Here is a 21814-nt window from a genome sequence, read left to right as displayed (position 1 = left end):
CCTCGCTGCCTCTGGTGGGCATGGCCTCATGCGTTGCGGATCCTGCTCCTGGTGATGGTGGTGGGTGGCGCGAGCGTTGGCGTGGCGGCGGCGGACCTCGAGGCGGGCAAGGCCCGCGCGGCCACCGCGTGCGCGGTGTGCCACGGCCCGGTGGGCCTGTCGATGCAACCCAACGTGCCCCACCTCGCGGGCCAGCCGCTGTTCTACCTCACGGAACAGCTGCGCAACTACCGCAGCGGCAAACGCGCGAACGAGGTGATGTCGGTGATCGCCAAACCGCTGACGGACGCCGAGATCGACAACCTGGCGCTCTGGTACTCGTCCTTGCAGGTGCGGGTGGACGCGCCCTGAGGCCGGCGCGGCCGCGGGCGCGTCACCAGAGCGCGGAGTCGCGCATGTCGTCGAGCTTGCGGCGCTGGCGCTGCAGGCGCGCCTGCACGATCACCGCCACCACCACGCCCAACATGCCGCCGAGCAGCACCGTCTCGGCGATGGAGAGCGCCCGGCCGAGCCAGGCGGAAACGACCCAGGCGACGCCTGTCAGGCAGGCGGCCCACCCGGCAGCGGCGGCAATGATCAGGGGAAGGTGGTGGGGCATGGAGGGCAAAAGGCGGGCGTCACGGGGAAATCATTCTCGCATTCCCGCCGCCGTTTGGGGACTCTACACTGGCGGCCTCTCCAACACCCCGTTTCGGCCATGGAAATTCTGACCCTGGTGCTGGCCTTTTTCGCCGGCCTCGCTTTTCTCAATTCACTGGACCAGAAAAAACGCATCGAGCTGCTGCGCAAGCACCTGGGCCCGTACCAGATCGACGTCATGCTGGAAAAACTCGCCGAAGGCTACGAGCGGGCCCTGGCGGAGCCAGACCCCGAGCGCCGGGAACAGATCTGGAGCGTGCTGGAAGGGGCCGAGCGCTCCATCGCGAAGCAGTTCACCCGGTTCGTGCACTTTTTCGTCGATGTCGAGGCGGCTGCCACGCGCGTGAGCAAGCTGCCCTTCGCCCTGCCCTGGGCGCACCGCTGGTGTCGCCGCGCCACGTTCGACCTGCGCGCGGCTTTCATGGTCCACGCGTACGCCATCACCGAGGCGGTCGACAACAACGCCCAGCGGCCGCCGCGCGACAAGGCCTACCTCATCCTGGCCGAGCTGTTCCTGATGCAGCACACCTGCCACTGGTTCTGCCGCTCGTTCAGCACCGCGTCGACGCGCATGGTGCGCAGCCACAAGACCGGCTACCGGCAGGTGCTCGCGGCGGTCTCCCCCTACACGCGGCGGGCCTACGGCGAACTCACCAGCCTCTGAACGCGGCCGGCGGCCGGGGCATCAGCCCACGGCGTCCCGGTTGCATTTCTTGTTGAAGCTGGTCTTCGCGGCGCCCGCGAGTTTCTTCTCGGCCGCCGCCATGTCGCAGCTGGCCGCCGCGTCGCGCGTGCATTTCTTCAGGAACGAGGTCTTGGCCGCGCCGGCGAGTTTCTTCTCGGCGGCGGCGGCGTTGCAGCTGGGGCCCTCGGCAAAGGACGCGATGGGCATCAGGGCGGCAACGGCGAAAGAGCACAGGACAACGAGGCGCATGAACATCTCCAGGGACGAAAGCCCCATTGAAGGCGCTGGCGGTGACGCTGTCAAGAATACCCCCCAGGGGTAGACCACCCGACAAACCCTAGGCTGACAGGTTCACGCTGACGACTCCAAGCGACTACCTCGCAGGCGCATGGGTCTCAGGCGCTCTGCTCCGCGGGTGTCCCCCGGCGGCTGGTGCCGCCTCCTCCTTTACCCCGCTGCGCAGAACGCCTGAGACCCATGCGCCAGAAGGGATGCTGGATCGCCAACGGACCGAGTGCCAATGAGGTCATCGGCGCCCAGGGGGAGCGGCGCAGCGAAGTAAAGGAGGAGGGCTGGGCGAAGCCCAGACCGGGGGACATGAGCGGAGCCGCTCCCCCTGGGCGCCGATGACCGGTGCAACGCAAAAAAACAACGCCGACCCGCCGACGAACCAGCGCCGGCCCACGAAGGAAGGGGGTCTCAATGGGAAATCATCCAGGGGCGCTTGCTCGGGAAAGCCTTCGCGCCATTCGGCGCCGTCACCGTCGCCTTGCTGCGGCCCGAGCTGCAGCAGCCGCAGCCCGCCGGGTGCTTGAGGCGCTGGTAGTCGCGCGAGGTCTTGGGTTCGTGGCGCGCGCGCTCGTTGATGCCGATGGCGGTGCGCGTGCCCCCGTCCATGAGCGCCAGGCGCGGCGCGCTCACGAAGACGCGCGCCGACGCGGTGCCGCAGTCCGGGCAGGCGGCGGGCTCGTTGCGCTCGCTCAAGGGACGGAACGCGTCGAAGCCCCCGCAGGATGGGCAGTCGTAGTCGTAGGTCGGCATGGCGAAGGCCTCAGAGGTCCGGCGACAGCGGCATCACCACCGAGCCGTCGAGGTGCTTGATCGGGCCGCTCGCGTTCGGGTTGATGTCGAAGTCGAAGATCTGCGTCGGCAGCCACAGCGTGGCGCAGGCGTTGGGCACGTCCACCACGCCGCTGATGTGGCCCTGCACTGGCGCCGTGCCCAGGATGGAGTAGGCCTGCGCGCCCGAGTAGCCGAACTTCTTCAGGTACTCGATGGCGTTCAGGCAGGCCTGGCGGTAGGCCACGTTCACGTCCAGGTAGTACTGCTTGCCGCTCTCGTCCACGCTGATGCCCTCGAAGATCACGTAGTCGTTGTAGGTCGGCGTGATCGGGCTGGGCTTGAAGATCGGGTTCTTGATGCCGTACTTGGCCATGCCGTCCTTGATGATGGACACCTTCATGTGCACCCAGCCGGCCATTTCGATGGCGCCGCAGAAGGTGATCTCGCCGTCGCCCTGGCTGAAGTGCAGGTCGCCCACCGAGAGGCCCGCGCCGTCCACGTAGACCGGGAAGAACACCTTGGAGCCGCGCGAGAGGTCCTTGATGTCGCAGTTGCCGCCGTGTTCGCGCGGCGGCACGGTGCGCGCGCCGGTGGCCGCCGCCTTGGCCTTGGCCTCGCCGGTGAGCTTGCCCATGTGCGCCGTGCCCGCGAAGGGCGGGTTGGCCAGGCCGCTGGTGGCCGGGTCGGAGTCGATCAGCGCCTGCTCGCGCGTGTTCCAGGTCTCCAGCATCTTGGGGTCGGGCAGGCAGCCGATCAGACCGGGGTGGATCAGGCCGGCGTACTTCACGCCCGGCACGTGGCGCGACTCGGTGAACATGCCCTTGAAGTCCCAGATCGATTTCTGCGCCTGCGGGAAATGCTCGGTGAGGAAGCCGCCGCCGTTCTTCTTGCTGAAGAAGCCGTTGAAGCCCCACAGGCTGTCGTCCTTGGCGCCGATGTCGAGCAGCTCGACCACCAGCAGATCGCCGGGCTTGGCGCCCTTCACGCCCACCGGGCCGCTGAGGTAGTGCACCGTGGTGAGGTCGATGTCGCGCACATCGTCGGCGCTGTCGTTGTTCTTGATGAAGCCGCCGGTCCAGTCGTAGGTCTCGAGCACGAAGTCATCGCCAGGGTTGACCCAGCAGGCCATCGGGATGTCCGGGTGCCAGCGGTTGTGCACCATTTCGTTGGACGGTGCGGGGGCGTTCAGATCGACTTTGATGAGGGTCTCGGGCATGGCTTGTGCTCCTGGGGTGGACGGGAAAGGGAAAGGGGGAATCAGACGGAGAGGTAGGACTTGATGCGCTGCTGGTCGGTGTCGGCGCGGTCGGTCTCGTGCACCAGGCGGCCGCCCTCGATGACGAACAGCCGGTCGGCCACGTCCATGGCGAACGAGAGCACCTGCTCGGAGACCACGATGGTGATCTTGCGCATCTTGCGGATCTCGTTGAGCGCCTTGGCGATGTCCTTGATGATGGACGGCTGGATGCCTTCGGTGGGTTCGTCGAGCAGCAGCACCTTGGGGTCGGTGACGAGCGCGCGCGCGATCGCCAGCTGCTGCTGCTGGCCGCCCGAGAGGTTGCCGCCCTTGCGCCGGCGCATGTCCCACAGCACCGGGAACAGCGCGTAGATCTCTTCGGGGATGGTCTTGTCCTTGGCGTTCTCCAGGCCGGTCTGGATGTTCTCTTCCACCGTGAGCGTGGGGAAGATCATGCGGCCCTGCGGCACGTAGGCGATGCCCTTGGCCACGCGCTGGAAGCTCTCCAGCTGCGAGACCTCCTGGCCGGCCACCGAGATGTGGCCGCTCTTGATCGGCAGCACGCCGATCAGGCTCTTGAACAGCGTGGTCTTGCCCATGCCGTTGCGGCCCATGATGGCCACGGTTTCGTTCTCGCGGCCTTCGAACGAGATGCCGTGCAGCGCCTGGCTCTGGCCATAGGCGACGACGAGGTCCTTGACTTTCAGCATGGTGGTGACTCCTTCAGTGGCCGAGGTACACGTCGATGACCTTGGGGTCGGCCTGCACCTGGTCCATCGGGCCTTCGGCCAGGATCTTTCCCTGGTGCATGACGGTGACCTTGTGCGCGATCTTCTTGACGAAGTCCATGTCGTGCTCGATCACGATCACGGCACGGTTCTGGCAGATGCGCTGCAGCAGCTCGGCCGTCAGGTCGCGCTCGCGCGCGCTCATGCCGGCAATGGGCTCGTCCAGCATCAGCAGCTCGGGCTCCTGCATCAGCAGCATGCCGATCTCCAGCCACTGCTTCTGCCCGTGCGAGAGCAGGCCGGCCTCGGTTTCCAGCTTGTCGCCCAGGCCGATGTCCTCGGCCACCGCCTTCACGCGGGCCTGGATCTCGTCGGTGGCGGTGAAGGCCAGCGCCCCCCAGACCGAACGGCCCGAGGGGAAGGACACCTCCAGGTTCTGGAACACCGAGAGGTTCTCGTAGATCGACGGCGTCTGGAACTTGCGCCCGATGCCCTTGCGCACCCGCTTGTGCTCGGGCACCTGGATGATTTCCTCGTTCTTGAACTTGATGCTGCCCGCGCTGGCCTTGGTCTTGCCGCAGATCAGGTCCAGCAGCGTGGTCTTGCCCGCGCCGTTGGGGCCGATGATCACGCGCAGCTCGTTCTTGTCCACGTAAAGCGTGAGGGCGTCGATGGCCTTGAAGCCGTCGAAGGAGACGGTGAGGTCTTCCACGGAGAGGGCGAAGTCGGTGTTGCTCATGAGGTTCTCCGTGGGCTCAGACGCCTTGGCTTCGGGTGCCGTCGGGCAACTTCACCTCGGCCTTGGGTTTGGCCATCGGTGCATGAGGGGCCGGCGAAGGCGGCTGGGGCCGCGCGGCCGAGGCCTCGCGCAGCGCGGCCTGGCGCGACTTCCACCAGGGCACGATCCTGCTTTCCCACAAGCCGGCCAGACCCATGGGGAAGGCCATGGTCACGCCGATGAAAAGGCCCGCCATGAGGAACAGCCAGAGGTCGGGAAAGCTCTCGGAGAAGAAGGTCTTGCCGGCGTTGACCAGCAGCGCGCCGTACACCGCGCCCACCAGGCTCATGCGCCCGCCCACGGCGGCGTAGATCACCATCTCGATCGAGGGCACGATGCCCACGAAGCTCGGCGACATGAAGCCCACCTGCAGCGTGAACAGCGCGCCACCGATGCCCGACAGCGCGGCCGCCAGGCAGAACACGAAGATGCGGAAGTCGGCCACGTCGTAGCCCGAGAAGCGCACGCGGTCTTCCTTGTCGCGCATGGCCAGCAGCAGGGTGCCGAGCTTGCTGGTCTGGATCCAGCGACAGACCACGATGGACAGCACCAGCAGGCCCACGCAGACGTAGTACAGGATGTATTTGGCGCTGTCGGTGCGCGTGTCCCAGCCCAGCAGGGTCTTGAGGTCGGTCATGCCGTTGACGCCGCCGGTGTAGCCCTGCTGGCCGATGATGAGCACCGTGAGGATCAGCGCCACGGCCTGCGTGATGATGGCGAAGTACACGCCGCCCACGCGCCGCTTGAACATGGCGAAGCTGACGAGCCAGGCCAGCAGCGTGGGCACCACGATGACGGCGGCCAGCGCGAACGGAAAGCTCTTGAACGGCACCCAGAACGCGGGCAGCTCGGTGAGCTGGTTCCAGTCCATGAAATCCGGAATGCCGGGGGTGGACTGGATCTTCGTCGCTTCAGGGTCGGAGGCTTCCAGCTTGAGGAACATCGCCATGGCGTAGCCGCCGAGGCCGAAGAACACGCCCTGCCCCAGGCTGAGCACGCCACCATAGCCCCACAGCATCACCAGGCCGATGGCCACGAAGGCGTAGGTGAGGTACTTGCCGACCAGGTTGAGGCGGAAGATGTCGAGGCTGAGCGGCAGCACCACCGCGAGCAGCACGGTGAGCAAGACCAGGCTGGCGAGCTGGTAGCGGGTGATCCAGGCTTTCAGGGCGTTCATGACGGACTCCGGGAGACAAAGAAATCAACGACGCACCTTGGATGCGAACAGACCCTGAGGCCGCAGCATCAGGATCACGACGATCAGCGACAGCGTGAGCATCTTGGCCATGGAGCCGGCCATGAAGAACTCGGTGATCGACTGCGTCTGGGCGATGCCGAAGGCCGAGACCACGGTGCCCAGCAGGCTGGCCGCGCCGCCGAAGGTGACGACCAGGAAGGCGTCGACGATGTAGAGCGAGCCCGAGGTGGGGCCGGTGGAACCGATGGTGGTGAAGGCCGCGCCGGCCACGCCGGCGATGCCGCAGCCGATGGCGAAGGTCAGCCGGTCGGTCTTCCTGGTGTCGATGCCGATGGCGTTGGCCATCACGCGGTTGCTCACCGTGGCGCGCACCCGCAGGCCCCAGCGGCTCTTGTGCAGCGCGATCAGCACGCCGGCGGTGACCACGATGGCCAGGGCCAGCACGAACATGCCGTTGATGGGGATGTCCAGCCCTTCGGCCGGTGCCCAGGAGCCCAGCAGCCAGTCGGGCAGCGTGGGGCTCACTTCCTTGGGGCCGATGAAGGTGCGGAAGCACTGCTGCAGCGCCAGGCTGATGCCCCAGGTCGCCAGCAGCGTGTCCAGCGGGCGCTTGTACAGGTGGCGGATCAGCGCCCACTCCACCAGCCAGCCCGCGATGAAGGCGAAGAAGAAGGCGGCCACGATGGCGAACGGAAAGTACGCCGCCACCGCGCCGGGGCTGATCGCATTGGCCAGCGTCGAGCCCAGGAAGACGGTGTAGGCGCCGATGGTCATGAACTCGCCATGCGCCATGTTGATCACGCCCATCTGCCCGAAGATGATGGCCAGGCCCAGGCCCATGAGCAGCAGCACCGCGAACAGGCTCAGGCCGGCGAAGCCCTGCATCAGGCCGATGTTGAGCAGGTCGTTGAAACTCATGATGAAGACTCCAGGGCAACGAAAGAAAGGCTTTCTCGAGGCGAGCGCAGCGAAGCCCCCTCCAGGACGCCGCGGGTCCGGCTTGGCCGGCCCGCCAGCGTCGCCCCCTTGAGGGGGTCACGGCGCCAGTGCGCCGTGGCGGGGGTGGGTCACTGGTAGCCTTTGGGGAACGGATCGGGTTTGATCAGCTCGGGTGACTCCGCCACCACCTTGAAGGTCGCGTCCGGCATGCCCATGGCGATGCGCGACTTGCTCCACAGGTGGTGGTTCGGGTCGAGCTTCACGTAGCCCTCGGGCGCCGTGGTGAGTTCGATGCCGGTGCGCGAGGCGGCCACCACCTTGTCCACGTCGAAGCTCTTCGCCTTCTCGACCGCGGCCTTCCACAGCCAGGGGCCGAGGTAGCCGGCCTGCGTCACGTCGCCGATCACCGCGTCCTTGCCGTACTTGGCCTTGAAGGCGGCCACGAACTTCTTGTTGTTCGCGTTGTCCAGCGACTGGAAGTACTTCATCGACGAGTAGAAGCCCGCGAAGTTCTCGCCGCCCACGCCGGTCATCTCGTCCTCGGTCACCGAGAGCGTGACCAGCAGCTGCTTGTCGCCGGTGATGCCGGCGGCCTTGAGCGCCTTGTAGAAGGCCACGTTGGAGCCGCCCACCACCGCGCAGAAGATGCAGTCGGGCTTCTGCAGCTTGATCTTGTTCATCAGCGAGCCGAAGTTGGTGCTGCCCAGCGGGTAGTACTCCTCGCCGACGACCTTGCCCTTCTGGAAGTTCTCGATGTGCTTGCGCGCGATCTTCATCGAGGTGCGCGGCCAGATGTAGTCGGAGCCGATCAGGAAGAAGGTCTTGGCCTTCTTCTCCTTCTGCGCCCAGTCCAGGCTGTAGAGGATCTGCTGCGTGGCTTCCTGGCCGGTGTAGATCACGTTCTTGGACTGCTCCAGGCCTTCGTAGAAGGTGGGGTAGTACAGCAGGCCGTTTTCCTTCTCGAACACCGGCAGCACGGCCTTGCGCGAGGCCGAGGTCCAGCAGCCGAACACGGCGGCGCAGCGGTCGTTGATCAGCAGCTTCTTGGACTTCTCGGCGAAGGTCGGCCAGTCGGAGGCGCCGTCTTCCTTGATCACCTTGATCTTGCGGCCCAGGATGCCGCCCATGGCGTTGATCTCGTCGATGGCGAGCTGCTCGGCCTGGATGGAGCCCGTTTCCGAGATCGCCATGGTGCCGGTGGACGAGTGCAGCTGGCCCACGGTGACTTCGGTGTCGGTCACGGCCAGCTTGGTGGTGTTCACCGAGGCGGTGGGCTGGCCGAAGCTCCAGGCCGGCAGGCCGGCCAGACCGGCGACGCCCAGCATCTGCAGCACGCGGCGGCGGCTGGCTTCCGGGGTTTCGAGGGTCTCGGGCGACTGGGCGTTCGGATCGGAGAGGTGTTTCATGGAAGACTCCTGGGACGTTTGGGGCGGTGGAACCGGCGGTGTGCCGACTGGGGTGAAGACTAGGGGAAAGCCCTTGATCCGGCCCATACGTCAAATAACGTAGAGGCCCCGTCTGGTGGGTAGGGCCGGTTCTTGCTAGCGTCCCGGGCATGCCCTCGCCCGAGCCCGCCCACCCCGTCGCCACGCAGAAAATCTTCCGGTTCCGCCGGGAATACAACTCGTGGGTGGCCGACGAGACCATGGAGGACTACGCCCTGCGCTACACGCCGCGCAGCTTCCGCAAATGGAGCGAGTGGCGGGTGGCGAACACCGCCTTCGGCTCGCTGTCCTTCCTGGCGCTGGAGGCCATCGGCGGCGCGATCGCGGTCAACTACGGCTTCGCCAACGCCATGTGGGCCATCCTGGTGGTGGGGCTGGTGATCTTCTTCACCAGCCTGCCCATCGCCTACTGCGCCGCGCGCTACGGGCTGGACATGGACCTGCTCACCCGGGGCGCCGGCTTCGGCTACCTGGGCTCGACCATCACCTCGCTGATCTACGCGGTGTTCACCTTCATCTTCTTCGCCATCGAGGCGGTGATCATGGCGCTGGCCCTGCAGATGGCGACCGACTGGCCGCTGGCCTGGTGTTACCTGATCTCGGCGGTGGTGATCATTCCGCTGGTGATCCGGGGCATCACCCTCATCTCCAGGCTGCAGGCCTGGACGCAGCCGCTCTACCTGTTCCTGCTGGTGCTGCCCTTCGTGTGGATCGGGCTGTCGCAACCCCAGCTCTACCGCGACTTCACCAGCCTCACCGGCATCCGCTCGGGCAGCAGCGAGTTCCACCCGCTGATGTTCGGCGCGGCGGCGGCCGTCATCTTCTCGCTGGTGGTGCAGATCGGCGAGCAGGTCGATTTCCTGCGCTTCATGCCCGAGCGCAAGCGCGAGAACCGCTGGCGCTGGTGGGCCGCGGTGCTGATCCCGGGCCCGGGCTGGATCGTCATGGGCATGCTCAAGATGGTGGGCGGCGCCTTTCTCGCGTTCGCCGCCATGCAGTTCGAGGTGAACCCCGAGCGCACCACCGAGCCCACGCAGATGTTCCTGGCCGGCTTCACCGAGGCCGTGGGCCACCCCGGTCTGGCGGTGGCGATGACGGTGGTGTTCGTGATCCTGGCGCAGATCAAGATCAACGTGACGAACGCCTACGCCGGCTCGCTGGCCTGGTCCAACTTCTTCGCGCGCGTCACGCACAGCCACCCCGGCCGCGTGGTCTGGCTGGTGTTCAACGTCTGCATTGCCACGCTGCTGATGCTGCTGGGCGTGTTCGCCGGCATCGAGAAGGTGTTGGGCGTCTACAGCAACGTGGCGATCGCCTGGGTCGGCGCGCTGGTGGCCGACCTCATCATCAACAAGCCCCTGGGCCTGAGCCCCAAGGGCATCGAGTTCCGGCGCGCCTACCTGTACGACTTCAACCCGGTGGGCATGGGTTCCATGATCATCGCGGCGCTGGTGGCCAGCCTGGCCTACGCGGGCGTGATGGGCGAAGTCGCGGCGGCCTTCTCGCCCTTCATCGCGCTCGGCCTGGCGCTGCTGCTCTCGCCCCTGATCGCCTGGGCCACCCAGGGCAGGTACTACCTGGCGCGCACGCCCTCGGGCGGCTGGGCGCCCGGCGAGGCGGTGCGCTGCTCGGTGTGCGAGAACCAGTTCGAGTCGGAAGACATGGCCAGCTGCCCGGCCTACCAGGCGCCCATCTGCTCGCTGTGCTGCTCGCTCGAGTCGCGCTGCCACGACCGCTGCAAGACCAACTCGCGCGCCATCGACCAGGTGCGCGCCGCGCTCACCGCCGTGCTGCCGCAGGGCGTGATGGTGCGGGTCAACTTCCGCGCCGGCCAGTTCCTCGCGGTCTGGTTGTCGCTGAGCGCGGTCATGGCCTTCCTGATCGGCATGGTCTACCTGCAGGAGAGCCTGCACGCGCCGGCCGAGGCCCTGCAATCGCCCTTGCTCAAGATCTATGCCTTCCTGGTGCTGCTGGCGGCGGTGTGTTCGTGGTGGGTGGTGCTGACCACCGACAGCCGGCGCATGGCGCAGGACGAGTCCGAGCGGCAGACGCAGCTGCTGATGCGGGAGATCGACGCCCACCAGCGCACCGATGCCGAGCTGCAGTCCGCGCGCGACCGCGCCGAGACCGCGAGCCAGGCCAAGACGCGCTACGTGGCCGGCATGACGCACGAGCTGCGCACGCCGCTCACCAGCATCCTGGGCTATGCGCAGATCCTGCTGAAGAACAACGAGATCTCGGTCTGGGTGCGCGAGACCATCGCCACCATGCAGCGCAGCGGCCAGCACATGCACGCGCTGATCGACGGTTCGCTCGACCTCGCGCGCATCGAGGCCGGCCGCCTCAAGCTCGACCCGGTGCCGCTGCCGCTGGGCCAGCTGCTGGAAGACGTGGAGCGCATGGTGCGCCCGCAGGCCGAGGCCAAGGGCCTGCGCTTCGTGGTGCAGCAGGAAGGCGAGCTGCCGGCCTGGGTGCGGGCCGACGCCAAGCGCCTGCGCCAGATCCTGATCAACCTGCTGAGCAACGCGGTGCGCTTCACCGACCAGGGCGAGGTCACGCTGCGGCTGGACTTCCGCCAGCAGGTGGCGCGCATCGACGTGATCGACACCGGCATCGGCATCGCCGCGCAGGACCAGAAGCGCATCTTCCTGCCCTTCGAGCGCGGCAGCGCGGGGCGGCGCGCGCTGGACACCGGCACCGGCCTGGGCCTGACCATCACGCACCTGCTCACCGACATGATGGGCGGCGAGCTGCTGCTCAAAAGCCGCCCGGGCCACGGCAGCACCTTCTCGCTGCGCCTGTACCTGCCGCCCATCCCCTCGGACCCGAAACACCCGCTGCCCATCCCCTCCACGCTGCGCGCGGTCACCGGCTACCTGGGCGAGCGCCGCACCCTGCTGGTGGTGGACGACCAGCCGCTGCACCGCCAGCTGCTCGCCAGCATCCTGGTGCCGCTGGGCTTCGTGGTGCGCGAGGCCGCCAGCGGCCAGGAATGCCTGGAGATCATCGAACAGCACGCGCCCCACGGCCTGCTGCTGGACCTCACCATGGACGGCCTCGATGGCTGGCAGACCGCCGCCGCCGTGCGCCAGCTGCTGCCCGCCTCCCGCCTGCCCATCGTGTTCGTCTCGGCCAACCTGTTCGACAACCGGCCCGAGCAGCTGACCGCGCTGGACTGCCAGGGCTTCGTCGCCAAGCCCATGATGGAGTCGGAACTGCTCGACGCGCTGAAGCACGCGCTGGCGCTGGAGTGGGTGACCGAGCAGGCGCCGGCCACCCCGCCGGTGAGCTTCGTGCGCCACCGCGTCACCGGACTGCCGCTGCCCGAAGACCTGCGCGAGGAGCTGCAGCGCCTGGCCCGCCAGGGGCAGGCCGCCGCGCTGCGCCAGCGACTGTGGCAGGCCCAGACCGCCGAACCCGCGCACGCCGCCACGCTGGCGCTGCTGCAGTCCTGCGCGGACCGCTTCGATTTCCAGACCCTGATCGAGTACCTCAGAGACACCGCGGAGCTGACGGAAGAAGATGACACCATCGACCACTGACCCTGTGACCGCGCCACCCCCACCGGCCGCCACACCCCCCGTGATCCTGGTGGTGGACGACGCCGTGGACACCCTTCGCATGCTGGGCGACGCGCTGGTCGCCGAGGGCTACGTCGTGCTCGCCGCGCGCGACGCCGACGAAGCCCTGGAGCGCTTCGAGGTCGCCGTGCCCGACGGCGTGCTGCTCGACGCGGTGATGCCCGGCATGGACGGTTTCACGCTGTGCGAGCGGCTCAAGGCCACGCCGGCCTGGTCGCACGTGCCCATCGTCTTCATGACCGGCCTGTCCGAAAGCGAGCAGATCCTGCGCGGCTTCGCCAGCGGCGGGGTGGACTACGTGGTCAAGCCGCTGCGCATTCCCGAGGTGATGGCGCGCCTGGCCACCCACGTGCGCAACGCGCGCGTGACCCGCCTGGCGCAGGAAGCGGTGGACGTGGCCGGCATGGGCACGGTGGTGCTGGACACGCAGGGCCGCCTGGCCTGGCGCTCGCCCCAGGCCACGGCCTGGCTGGCGCTGGCCTTCGGTCAGGACGCCGCCGCCGGCCAGCGCGCGCGCGAATGGCTGGGCGCCTCGCTGAACCAGCGCGAGACGCTGCGCGACCTCGGCCGCCACGGCCGCCTGCTGGCGCGCCACATGGGCCAGGGCAACCTGGGCGAAGCCATGCTGCTGCTCACGCTCACGCCGCCCGACAGCGACGCCGCGCAGCGCCTGCGCGACATCGCGCTCACGCCGCGCGAGACCGAGGTGCTGTCGTGGCTGGCCAAGGGCAAGACCAACCGCGACATCGCCGACATCCTGGGCATGAGCCACCGCACGGTGAACAAGCACCTGGAGCACGTGTTCGAGAAGCTGGGCGTGGAGACGCGCTCGGCGGCGGCGGCGATCGCGGGCAAGCTGCTGCCGCAGGATTGAGCGCGGCGGCCAGGCAGCGGCTCCGCCGCCTGCGCCGCCTACAGCTCGATGTCGCCCAGCGAGCGCAGCAGGATGCCGCTCACCGCCTCCGCGCCGACGTCGGGTTGGCCGGCCTGGCGGATCGTGTCGGCGGCCCGCACATCGGCGCCGAAATCCAGGCCGGTGCGCTTCTCGATGGACCTGATGGCGACGCGCCACTGTTTGACGTCCACGTGGGACGGTGCGGTGGGCGGTCCGAGGTTGACCCGGGCTTCGTCCAGCAACGGCCCCTGGTCGACCACCAGCCCGACCGCCTTCAGCTTGTCCGCGCCCCGCCACACCACCACCTTGAAGAAGGACGAGGGAATCTGCACGTCATCGGCCCAGCGATCGATGGTGTCGTCGAAGATCGGCCCGGAGAAGACGCACAGCGCGCGCCGGACCTCCTGCGCGAGCACACCGGTCTCCAGGATGTAGCGCTCCACCCCCTGCCAGAACCGGGCCTTCTGGTTGAAGCGGAAGTGCTGCGGCGAGCAATTCGCGAAGTGGTAGGTGTCGGCGTTGGCGCGCTCTGCCTGTTCGGGGGTGCCCCAGGTGGGATCCGTGCGCCGCGTCAGGTGGCCGCGATCGAAGTAGGTCGACCAGGCCGAATAGAAGTCCTGGTTCAGCGTGAAGCTCTCGCTGACACGGGGGTCCTTGAACCACTTTTCGCCTTCGGATGCCTTGACCTCGCCGGTGTCCCTGTCCACGGCCAGGTAGGTCTCGCCATCGATGTTGGTGGCGGTGAAGATCGCAAGGTGTTTCGTCCGGTGCAGCTTGATGCTGAAATGCTCGTACTTCAGCTCGCCCGACGCGGCGTCCGGCTCTGTCGCCCGAAGTGGGGCCACCTGATCCGCCAGGTCACCCCGCAGGGTGGGCAGCGGCAGGTGGGCGCCGGGAACGAAGTCTTCCCGATAGCCGGAACGGTTGCCGTAGTTGCTGTCGACGCGGATCGCCTCCGACGCTCGCGCCAGCGGGTGCCCGAGCGCCAGCACCGGCGCCACCGAACCCGCCTGGGAGACGCCCGGCGCCTGCGCGGTGACGACCGAGGGGCCATCGGCGCCCAACGCCACGGTGATCCGCAGGGGAACCATGAATTCGACCGAAGTGCCCGAAGGGGAAGCAGTCATGGGGTTGGCCTCGCTGTGGGGGTTGTGAAGTGGCTGGGCAACGGGTCGCGGCGTGGGCGCTGGCGGCGCAGTGGGCCTGGGAGGGCCAAGGCTCGGACCACTCGACCGGACCGACGCCCGCTCGCCCAGTTCCAGCGCCTGGACGAGCAAGGGCAGCGCGGCCAAGGGCAGTTCACCGCGCCGGGCCATCAGGTGGCCCACCAAGGCACTGACTCGAATGCCCTCGTTGACTTCCTGCGGCACGGGCTTGCCTTCGTCGTCCACGCGCCGCAGAAACGGCTCGCCCCAATGGTGCAGCGCCACGACCTCCCAGTCGTCATTGAAGACCGGCGAGCCCGACGAGCCGACCTGCGTGTCGGTCTCGTACAGCAGCGTGGTCTCCGTGCGCACGACGAGCAGGTTGTTCCGGATGGAGATCAGCTTGCGCTGCCCCAGAGGGTGCTGAATGATGTTGGTGTTCATGCCCACCACGTGCTTGTCCGGCGCGTTCGAGAGAGGGCAATACCCAAAGCCGGCCAGCTCGCGGTCGCCCGCCAGCCGGGGGCCCACGGCGATCAGCGCGTAGTCGAGTTCGGACTCGTCGGAAAAGAGCGCGAACGCCGCGGGGTCGAGCCGGAAGGTCGTGGTCGCCCTGGGGCGCCCGAACTCATCCAGTTCCCGATCGAAGACGATCGACGCGCCCATGGCCGCCTCCGCATGCGGGATCACGTGCTGGTTGGTGATGAACAGCCGCGGGCTGATCATGAACCCCGAACCGGTCGTGCTGGTCGTGCCGTAGGTGGCCTCCACGAAGGCAACGGCTCGCCGCACGACCGCACCCTCGTCGAGGAAGCTGACCGGCTGGTAGTCCAGGCTGCCGCGCTGGATGGCTTCCGCACCGCTGCGGGTGCGGATCTCGATGCGCTTGGCCGCGAACCGCTGGAACCGGTCGGCGTCGGGCTCGGCCCGCTTCCATTGCCCGCTGGCCACCAGAAGGCGAACGCGGGCACGCTCGTCCTGCGTGGCATCAACCCGATTCCGGAATCCCTGGTCCATGGCGCGCTTCCCCTGGTTGGGGCCGTTGAGGTTCGCTCAACCTGGCCGGAAATCATCCCACCTCGATGCCGACAAGGCATCCTCAAAATGGAGGATGGTGCGCGGAGATGTCAGGGCCATGACCCGCGCGACCGGGCCCCGCCGCCTTGGTTCAGCGCGGGCGCCACACCCCGCTGGCCGCCGCGTCCCGCGCGAATTCCGCGAAGTCGCGCGGCGCCCGGCCCAGGGCGCGCTGCACGCCGTCGGCCAGGTGGGCGTTGCGGCCGTCCAGCACGTCGTTGAACAGGTAGCGCAGCAGCTCCACCACCTCCGGCGGCTCACCCTGCGCCGCCATCGCGTCGGTGAAGGCGTCCAGCGGGATCGGTGTGCAGCGCACCGGCCGGCCGATGGCGCGTGCGATTTCCTCGGCCGCCTGCGCGAACGTGAGCAGGCGCGGGCCGGTCAGCTCGTAGACCTGCCCCCCATGGCCGTCTTGCGTCAGCGCGGCCACGGCCACGTCGGCGATGTCGTCGGCGTCCACGAAGGGCTCGGCCACGTCGCCCACCGGCAGCGCCAGTTCACCGGCGAGCACGCCGTCGAGGAAGCCGCCTTCGCTGAAGTTCTGGTTGAACCAGGTGGCGCGCACCACGGTCCAGTCGGCGCCCGAGGCCTGCACCGCCTGCTCGGCCCGTTCCGCGCCCTCTTCCCCGCGCCCGGACAGCAGCACCACCCGGCGCACGCCGCGCTGCACGGCCAGCCGCGCGAACGCGCCCACCGTGTCCGCCGCGCCGGGCACGGCGAGGTCGGGGAAGTACGAGAGGTAGACCGAGCCCGCGCCTTGCAGGGCCGGCGCCCAGGTGGCGGGGTCGTCCCAGCTGAACGGGGGCGTGGCGCTGCGCGAGCCCATGCGCCAGGGCCGGCCGAGCGCGCTCAGGCGCTGCGCGACGCGGCGGCCGGTCTTGCCGTGGCCGCCGAGCACCAGGGTGGGTGAGGGGGTGGTCATGTCGAATCTCCTTGGGATCGGTGCCGGCGAACGTGCCGGCTTGCCAGGCGTCCAGTGTCCGCAGGCCACATGGGATTCACAATGATTCAGAAGCGCTCGTTCATGACCATTCGTCCAGGTGCATTGGACGATGGCACCGCACCGGCCGATACTCCCCGGCATGAAAGCCAAAGACCTCTGGCCCGCCATCGACCCGCTCGGCGAGGCCCTGCATTTCCTGCGCATGAGCGGCAGCTTCTATTGCCGCTCCGAGGTCACGGCGCCGTGGTCGGTGGCCTTGCCCGCGCTCGACGACTGCCTGATGTTCCACGTCGTGACGGCCGGCGAATGCTGGATCGCGGTGCCCGGTGTGGCGCCCCGGCTGCTGCGCGCCGGCGAGTTCGCGCTGGTGCCGCACGGCCAGGGCCATGCCTTCTACAGCGGCCCCGACGTGCCCACCGTCGCGCTGTTCGACCTGCCGCGCCAGACCGTCAGCGAGCGCTATGAAGTCCTGCGCCACGGCGGCGGCGGTGCGCCCACCAGCATGGTCTGCGGCGTGGTGCGCTTCGATCATCCCGCGGCCGAGCGGCTCGTGAAGCTGCTGCCGAAACTGCTGTGCGTCGACAGCGCCAGCGCGGGGCAGCACGAGTGGATGCAGCACAGCCTGCGCCTGATGATGTCGGAGGCGCGAACGCTGCTGCCCGGGGGCGAGACCATCATCACGCGGCTGGCGGACATCCTGGTGATCCAGGCCATCCGCAACTGGATGGCGCAGGACCCGGCCGCGCAGACCGGCTGGATCGGCGCGCTGCAGGACAAGCAGATCGGCCGCGCGCTCGCGCTCATCCACCTCGACCCCGCCCGGCCCTGGACGGTGGCCTCGCTGGCCTCGGAGGTGGCGATGTCGCGCTCCGCGTTCTCGGCCCGCTTCACGGCGCGCGTGGGTGAGCCGGTCATGCAGTACCTCGCGCGCTGGCGCATGCACCTCGCGCTGGCACAACTCAAGGAAGACGACGCACCGCTGGCCGACCTGGCGAGCCGCCACGGCTACGAGTCCGAGGCCGCCTTCAGCCGCGCCTTCAAGCGCTGGGTCGGCACCTCGCCGGGCGCGGCGCGGCAGGCCTCACGCCGCGCGGCCCGGGCCTGAGGGGCCGCCGCTCAGTCCCACACCGGCGCCAGGCCGTCGGGGTTCACCAGGCGCTCGCCCCGGTCCAGCGCGTCGATGCGCGCCAGCTCGCTGTCGCTCAGGCGCAGCGTGGGCGCGAGCAGGTTGCCCTGCAGGTTCTCGCGCTTCGTGGACGAAGGAATCACCGCGAAGCCGCGCTGCAGCGCCCAGGCCAGCACCACCTGGGCCGGTGTCCAGCCGTGCGAGCGCGCCAGCTCGGTGACCACGGCATCGCCCAGCACCTTGCCGTAGGCCAGCGTCATGTACGAGGTGAGGTGGATGCCCTGCTCGCGCGCGAAGGCCACGAGTTTCGGGCTTTGCAGGTAGGGGTGCAGCTCGATCTGGTTGGTGGCGATGGCCTTCGCGCCCACCACGTCGATCGCCTGGCGCAGCAGCGGGATGGTGAAGTTGGAGACGCCGATGTGCGCCGTCAGGCCCTGGGCCTGCGCGGCCTGCAGCGCGTGCAGCGAATCCGCCAGCGGCACGGCGCCCGCGGGCGAGGGCCAGTGGATCAGCGTGAGGTCCACCTGGTCCAGGCGCAGCTTGCGCAGGCTCTCCTGCAGGCTGGGCACGAGCTTCTCGGCGGCCAGGTGCTCGGTCCAGACCTTGGTGGTGACGAACAGCTCGCGGCGCGGCACGCCGCTCTCGGCGATGGCCTGGCCGACCTCGGCCTCGTTGCCGTAGATCTGCGCGGTGTCGATGTGGCGGTAGCCGAGTTCCAGCGCCTGGCGCACGGAGTCGATGACGACCTGGCCCTGCAGGCGGAAAGTGCCGAGGCCGAAGGAAGGGATGGGGGTGTTCATGGTGTGTCTTTCAAAAAAAAGGGAGTCAGTGGCCAGCGTACGCCGCCGTGCGTCCGCCGCTGCGGGCCGGTGCCGGGTCGCGCGCGTCGAGGCGGCCGCTCCACACGGTCAGGCCGAACGCGCCGAGCACCACCAGGGCGCCGATCCAGGGTGTGTGGCGCAGGCCGATGCCGTCCACGATCCAGCCACCGCCCCAGGCGCCGAGCGCGATGCCGAGGTTGAAGGCCGCGATGTTCAGGCCCGAGGCCACGTCGATGGCGCGCGGCGCGAAGCGCTCGGCCTGCTGCACCACATAGACCTGCAGGCCGGCCACGTTGCCGAAGGCCACGGCGCCCCAGGCCAGCACGGTCAGCACCATGAGCCAGGGGTTGGCGGCGGTGAAGGTCAGCACCAGCAGCACCAGCGCAAGCAGCGAGAAGATGATCTTCAGCGCGGGGATGGGGCCCTTGCGGTCGGCCAGCCTGCCGCCCCAGAGGTTGCCCACCGCCACCGACAGGCCGTAGGCCAGCATCACGCCGCCGACCGCGCTGGCCTGGAAACCGGTGACCTGCTGCAGCATGGGCGCGAGGTAGGTGAAGGCCACGAAGGTGCCGCCGTAGCCCACGGCCGTCATCGCGTACACCAGCAGCAGGCGCGGCTGCCTGAGCACCGCCAGCTGTTGCAGCAGCGAGGCGGGCTGGCTGTGCGCGAGCTTGCGCGGCACGAACAGCAGGCTGCCGACGATGGCCACGATGCCCAGCGCGGCAACCGCGAGGAAGGTGGCGCGCCAGCCGAAGTGCTGGCCGATGAAGGTGCCCAGCGGCACGCCGGTGACCAGCGCCACGGTGAGGCCGCTGAACATGGTGGCGATCGCGCTGGCCGCCTTCTCCTTGGGCACCAGGCCGGTGGCGATGGTCGAACCGATGGAGAAGAACACACCGTGCGCCAGGCCGGTGAGCACGCGCGCGGCGATCAGCGTCTCGTAACCCGGCGAGAGCCAGGCCAGCAGGTTGCCGACGGTGAAGAGCGCCATCAGCGAGAGCAGCAGCGTCTTGCGCGGCAGCTTGCCGGTGAGCGCGGTGAGCACCGGCGCGCCCACGGCGACGCCCAGCGCGTACAGGCTGACCAGCAGGCCGGCCGAGGGCAGGCTCACGCCGAGGTCGGCCGCGATGGTGGGGATGAGGCCGACGATGACGAACTCGGTCGTCCCGATGGCGAAGGCGCTGATGGTCAGCGCGAGCAAGGCTAGAGGCATGAAACCACTCCGAAGGGCTGGAAAGGTTCGCAGTGTGGGCCGGTTCTTTCTTGAGAAAAAGCGGTTGCCTGGAACAACATTTGTGCCGAAAATTCAAGAATGAAGACCACCCTCGACGAACTGCTCGCCTTCAGGACCGTGGTGGACACGGGCTCCATCAGCGCCGCCGCCGAGCAGCTGGGCCAGACCAGCTCGGGCATCAGCCGCGCGCTCAGCCGGCTGGAGCAGAAGCTCAACACCACGCTGATGCGGCGCACCACGCGGCGCCTGGAGCTGAGCGAGGAAGGCCAGCTGTTCCTCGCGCGGGCGCGCGAGATCCTGCAATCGGTCGAGGCCGCCGAGGACGAGCTGGCCTGCCGCCACTTGAAACCCGCCGGCAAGCTGCGCGTGAACGCGGCTTCGCCCTTCATCCTGCACGTGCTGGTGCCGCTGGTGAACGACTTCCTGGCCGAGTACCCCGACATCGAGCTGGAGCTGCACAGCGGCGACAGCATCATCGACCTGATCGAGCACCGCGCCGACGTGGCGGTGCGCATCGGCACGCTGCGCGACTCCACGCTGCACGCCAGGCCGCTCACCTCGTACCGCCTGCGTCTGTACGCCAGCCCGGCCTACCTGAAGAAGGCCGGCCGGCCGACCAAGGTGGAGGACCTGGCGCGCCACGCACTGCTGGGCTTCACCCAGCCCGAGGTCCTCAACACCTGGCCGCTGCGCCACCCCGATGGCGACGGCCTGGCGATCACGCCCACCATCGCCGCCTCCAGCGGCGAGACGGTGCGCCAGCTCGCGCTCGCGGGCGCGGGCATCGCCTGCCTGTCCGACTTCATGACCGGGCCCGACCGCGCCCGGGGCGATCTGGTGCAGGTGCTGATGCGCGACACGCTGGAGCAGCGCCAGCCGGTGCACGCGGTCTACTACCGCAACACCGAGCTGGCCTCGCGCATCCGCTGCTTCGTGGACTTCCTCGCGCTGCGCCTGGCCAGCGCCTGAACGCAGCCGGCAGAATCCACCGCATGCCGCCACCACCCTACAACGCCCCCCAGGACATGGAACGCCGCGACTGGATCGCCGGCCTGGAGAAGGGCCTGCACCTCATCGAGGCCTTCGACGCCGAACACTCGCGCCTGACCGCCAGCCAGGCCGCGCAGCGCTGCGGCATGACGCGCACCGCCACCCGCCGGTATTTGCTCACGCTGGTGCACACCGGCCATGTGACCACGGACGGCAAGCTGTTCTGGCTCACGCCGCGCGTGATGCGCCTGGGCCAGGCCTACCTGGAATCGGCGCGCCTGCCGCGCGCCGTGCAGCCCTACCTGCAGCGCGTGACCGCCGGCACCGGCGAGGTCGCCTACAGCGCCGTGCTGGACCACGACGAGCTGGTCTACATCGCGCGCAGCGGCACGCAGCGCCACCTCAACACCGGCTACATGCTGGGCTCGCGCGTGCAACCGCACCTGACGGCCGCCGGCATGGTGATCCTGGCCGCGCTCGGGCCGGGCTTCTGGGAGCCCTGGCTCGCGGCGCAGACGCTGCGCCCCTTCACCTCGCACACCGTGCTGGACAAACAGCAGCTGCAGCAGAACCTGGTGCAGGCGCGCCTACAGGGCTGGGCGATTTCGGAGCAGCAGCTGGAGATGAACTACCGGGGCATCGCCGTGCCGCTGTGGGACCACAACGACGAGCTGCTGGGCGCGATGAGCGTGACCATGCCCATGAACAACGAGACCAGCGAGCTCGCGGTCAAGCGCATCCTGCCGGTGCTGCAGGACACCGCGCGCAGCGCGCGGCCCCTGCTGTGAACATCCTTCAGACCTCGCTCAGCGGCAGCGCGGTCTTGTAGCGCACCTGCTTGAGCGCGAAGCTCGAGCGGATCTTCTCCACCTGCGCGATCGGCGAAAGCTGCTCCAGGATGAAGCGCTCCAGCGCCGGCATGTCGGGCACGGCCACGCGCAACAGGTAGTCGGCGTCGCCCGTCATCAGGTAACACTCCATCACCTCGTCGCGGATGCCGATGCGCGCCTCGAATTCCTCCAGCGCCTCGCGGCTCTGCTGCTTGAGGCTGATGGAGATGAACACGTTGAGGTGCAGCCCGAGCTGCTTCGCGTCCAGCAGCGCCACGTACTGGCGGATCAGCCCACGCGCCTCCAGCGCCCGCACCCGCGCCAGGCAGGGCGATGGCGAGAGGTGCACGCGCCGCGCCAGCTCGACGTTGGACAGGCTGGCGTCGTTCTGAAGCTCTTCCAGAATCTTCAGATCGGTGGCATCGAAGTGGTTTGTGCCGTCTGTTTTCATGATCGAAGCA

21 protein-coding genes are annotated in these 21814 nt (G+C 68.5%); 7 read left to right on the top strand and 14 right to left on the bottom strand.

Annotated features, from left to right (window positions below; all coding sequences use genetic code 11):
- The first annotated feature begins 33 nt into the window (after window positions 1-33).
- Window positions 34-351, top strand: a complete 318-nt coding sequence (locus tag ABSY19_RS17430; RefSeq protein WP_382153952.1) for a c-type cytochrome — start codon at window positions 34-36, stop codon at window positions 349-351.
- Window positions 352-373: 22 nt separating this feature from the next.
- Here ABSY19_RS17430 and ABSY19_RS17425 read toward each other — a convergent pair whose 3' ends face one another.
- A complete protein-coding gene (locus tag ABSY19_RS17425) occupies window positions 374-598 on the bottom strand; it encodes a hypothetical protein (protein WP_382153949.1) in 225 nt (74 codons plus the stop codon).
- Window positions 599-697: 99 nt separating this feature from the next.
- Between ABSY19_RS17425 and ABSY19_RS17420 the strand changes: the two genes are divergently transcribed.
- Window positions 698-1303 (top strand): hypothetical protein, encoded by a 606-nt coding sequence (locus tag ABSY19_RS17420; protein WP_382153947.1) that lies wholly within the window; start codon window positions 698-700, stop codon window positions 1301-1303.
- Window positions 1304-1324: 21 nt separating this feature from the next.
- Here ABSY19_RS17420 and ABSY19_RS17415 read toward each other — a convergent pair whose 3' ends face one another.
- From ABSY19_RS17415 to urtA, 8 genes are all read right to left on the bottom strand, one after another.
- The gene (locus ABSY19_RS17415) at window positions 1325-1573 is read right to left on the bottom strand and encodes a PsiF family protein (RefSeq protein ID WP_291120365.1); all 249 of its coding nucleotides are present in this window, start codon (window positions 1571-1573) and stop codon (window positions 1325-1327) included.
- 450 nt (window positions 1574-2023) lie between these two features.
- The gene (locus ABSY19_RS17410) at window positions 2024-2365 is read right to left on the bottom strand and encodes a zinc ribbon domain-containing protein (RefSeq protein WP_382153944.1); all 342 of its coding nucleotides are present in this window, start codon (window positions 2363-2365) and stop codon (window positions 2024-2026) included.
- Between the two features lie 10 nt (window positions 2366-2375).
- Entirely contained in the window at window positions 2376-3602 is a 1227-nt protein-coding gene (fmdA, locus tag ABSY19_RS17405; protein ID WP_382153941.1) for a formamidase, read from the bottom strand.
- 41 nt (window positions 3603-3643) lie between these two features.
- Window positions 3644-4333, bottom strand: coding sequence for an urea ABC transporter ATP-binding subunit UrtE (gene urtE, locus ABSY19_RS17400; protein WP_382153938.1), 690 nt, complete (start codon window positions 4331-4333; stop codon window positions 3644-3646).
- Window positions 4334-4346: 13 nt separating this feature from the next.
- Complete coding sequence (gene urtD / locus ABSY19_RS17395; protein ID WP_382153935.1) at window positions 4347-5090, bottom strand: urea ABC transporter ATP-binding protein UrtD; 744 nt, start codon at window positions 5088-5090, stop codon at window positions 4347-4349.
- 16 nt (window positions 5091-5106) lie between these two features.
- On the bottom strand, window positions 5107-6306 hold the full coding sequence (gene urtC / locus ABSY19_RS17390; RefSeq protein ID WP_382153932.1) for an urea ABC transporter permease subunit UrtC: 1200 nt from the start codon (window positions 6304-6306) through the stop codon (window positions 5107-5109).
- A 24-nt stretch (window positions 6307-6330) separates the two neighbouring features.
- Window positions 6331-7245: an urea ABC transporter permease subunit UrtB gene (gene urtB, locus ABSY19_RS17385; protein ID WP_382153929.1), complete on the bottom strand. Its 915-nt coding sequence runs from the start codon at window positions 7243-7245 to the stop codon at window positions 6331-6333.
- A 149-nt stretch (window positions 7246-7394) separates the two neighbouring features.
- Window positions 7395-8672 carry an urea ABC transporter substrate-binding protein gene (gene urtA / locus ABSY19_RS17380; RefSeq protein WP_382153926.1) on the bottom strand — a complete coding sequence of 426 codons (1278 nt, stop codon included), beginning with the start codon at window positions 8670-8672 and terminating at the stop codon, window positions 7395-7397.
- A gap of 149 nt (window positions 8673-8821) precedes the next feature.
- Here urtA and ABSY19_RS17375 point away from each other — a divergent pair, with 149 nt between their 5' ends.
- A complete protein-coding gene (locus ABSY19_RS17375; protein WP_382153923.1) occupies window positions 8822-12253 on the top strand; it encodes an ATP-binding protein in 3432 nt (1143 codons plus the stop codon).
- A complete protein-coding gene (locus tag ABSY19_RS17370; RefSeq protein WP_382153920.1) occupies window positions 12234-13166 on the top strand; it encodes a response regulator in 933 nt (310 codons plus the stop codon). Before ABSY19_RS17375 ends, ABSY19_RS17370 begins: the two co-directional genes overlap by 20 nt.
- A 38-nt stretch (window positions 13167-13204) precedes the next feature.
- Here the strand turns inward: ABSY19_RS17370 and ABSY19_RS17365 are convergent, their stop codons facing one another.
- Window positions 13205-15349 (bottom strand): DNA/RNA non-specific endonuclease, encoded by a 2145-nt coding sequence (locus ABSY19_RS17365; RefSeq protein WP_382153917.1) that lies wholly within the window; start codon window positions 15347-15349, stop codon window positions 13205-13207.
- Between the two features lie 151 nt (window positions 15350-15500).
- Entirely contained in the window at window positions 15501-16331 is an 831-nt protein-coding gene (locus ABSY19_RS17360) for an NmrA family transcriptional regulator (protein WP_382153914.1), read from the bottom strand.
- A 160-nt stretch (window positions 16332-16491) separates the two neighbouring features.
- Here ABSY19_RS17360 and ABSY19_RS17355 point away from each other — a divergent pair, with 160 nt between their 5' ends.
- The gene (locus tag ABSY19_RS17355; RefSeq protein WP_382153911.1) at window positions 16492-17457 is read left to right on the top strand and encodes an AraC family transcriptional regulator; all 966 of its coding nucleotides are present in this window, start codon (window positions 16492-16494) and stop codon (window positions 17455-17457) included.
- Between the two features lie 11 nt (window positions 17458-17468).
- Here ABSY19_RS17355 and dkgB read toward each other — a convergent pair whose 3' ends face one another.
- Window positions 17469-18278 carry a 2,5-didehydrogluconate reductase DkgB gene (dkgB, locus tag ABSY19_RS17350; RefSeq protein WP_382153908.1) on the bottom strand — a complete coding sequence of 270 codons (810 nt, stop codon included), beginning with the start codon at window positions 18276-18278 and terminating at the stop codon, window positions 17469-17471.
- A gap of 25 nt (window positions 18279-18303) precedes the next feature.
- Window positions 18304-19512: an MFS transporter gene (locus tag ABSY19_RS17345; protein ID WP_382153905.1), complete on the bottom strand. Its 1209-nt coding sequence runs from the start codon at window positions 19510-19512 to the stop codon at window positions 18304-18306.
- A gap of 99 nt (window positions 19513-19611) precedes the next feature.
- Here ABSY19_RS17345 and ABSY19_RS17340 point away from each other — a divergent pair, with 99 nt between their 5' ends.
- Both ABSY19_RS17340 and ABSY19_RS17335 read left to right on the top strand, forming a co-directional pair.
- Entirely contained in the window at window positions 19612-20502 is an 891-nt protein-coding gene (locus ABSY19_RS17340; RefSeq protein ID WP_382153902.1) for a LysR substrate-binding domain-containing protein, read from the top strand.
- Window positions 20503-20525: 23 nt separating this feature from the next.
- Entirely contained in the window at window positions 20526-21311 is a 786-nt protein-coding gene (locus tag ABSY19_RS17335) for an IclR family transcriptional regulator C-terminal domain-containing protein (protein WP_382153899.1), read from the top strand.
- Between the two features lie 7 nt (window positions 21312-21318).
- On the opposite strand, the gene ABSY19_RS17330 is transcribed toward ABSY19_RS17335, so the two are convergent.
- Window positions 21319-21804 carry an Lrp/AsnC family transcriptional regulator gene (locus ABSY19_RS17330; RefSeq protein WP_382153896.1) on the bottom strand — a complete coding sequence of 162 codons (486 nt, stop codon included), beginning with the start codon at window positions 21802-21804 and terminating at the stop codon, window positions 21319-21321.
- Between the last annotated feature and the right edge of the window lie 10 nt (window positions 21805-21814).

It is taken from the genome of Hydrogenophaga sp. ANAO-22 (assembly GCF_042466645.1).
Taxonomy (GTDB): domain Bacteria; phylum Pseudomonadota; class Gammaproteobacteria; order Burkholderiales; family Burkholderiaceae_C; genus Hydrogenophaga.
The sequence above is the reverse complement of the archived record's forward strand: the minus strand, read 5'-3'. Positions and strand labels throughout refer to the sequence as shown.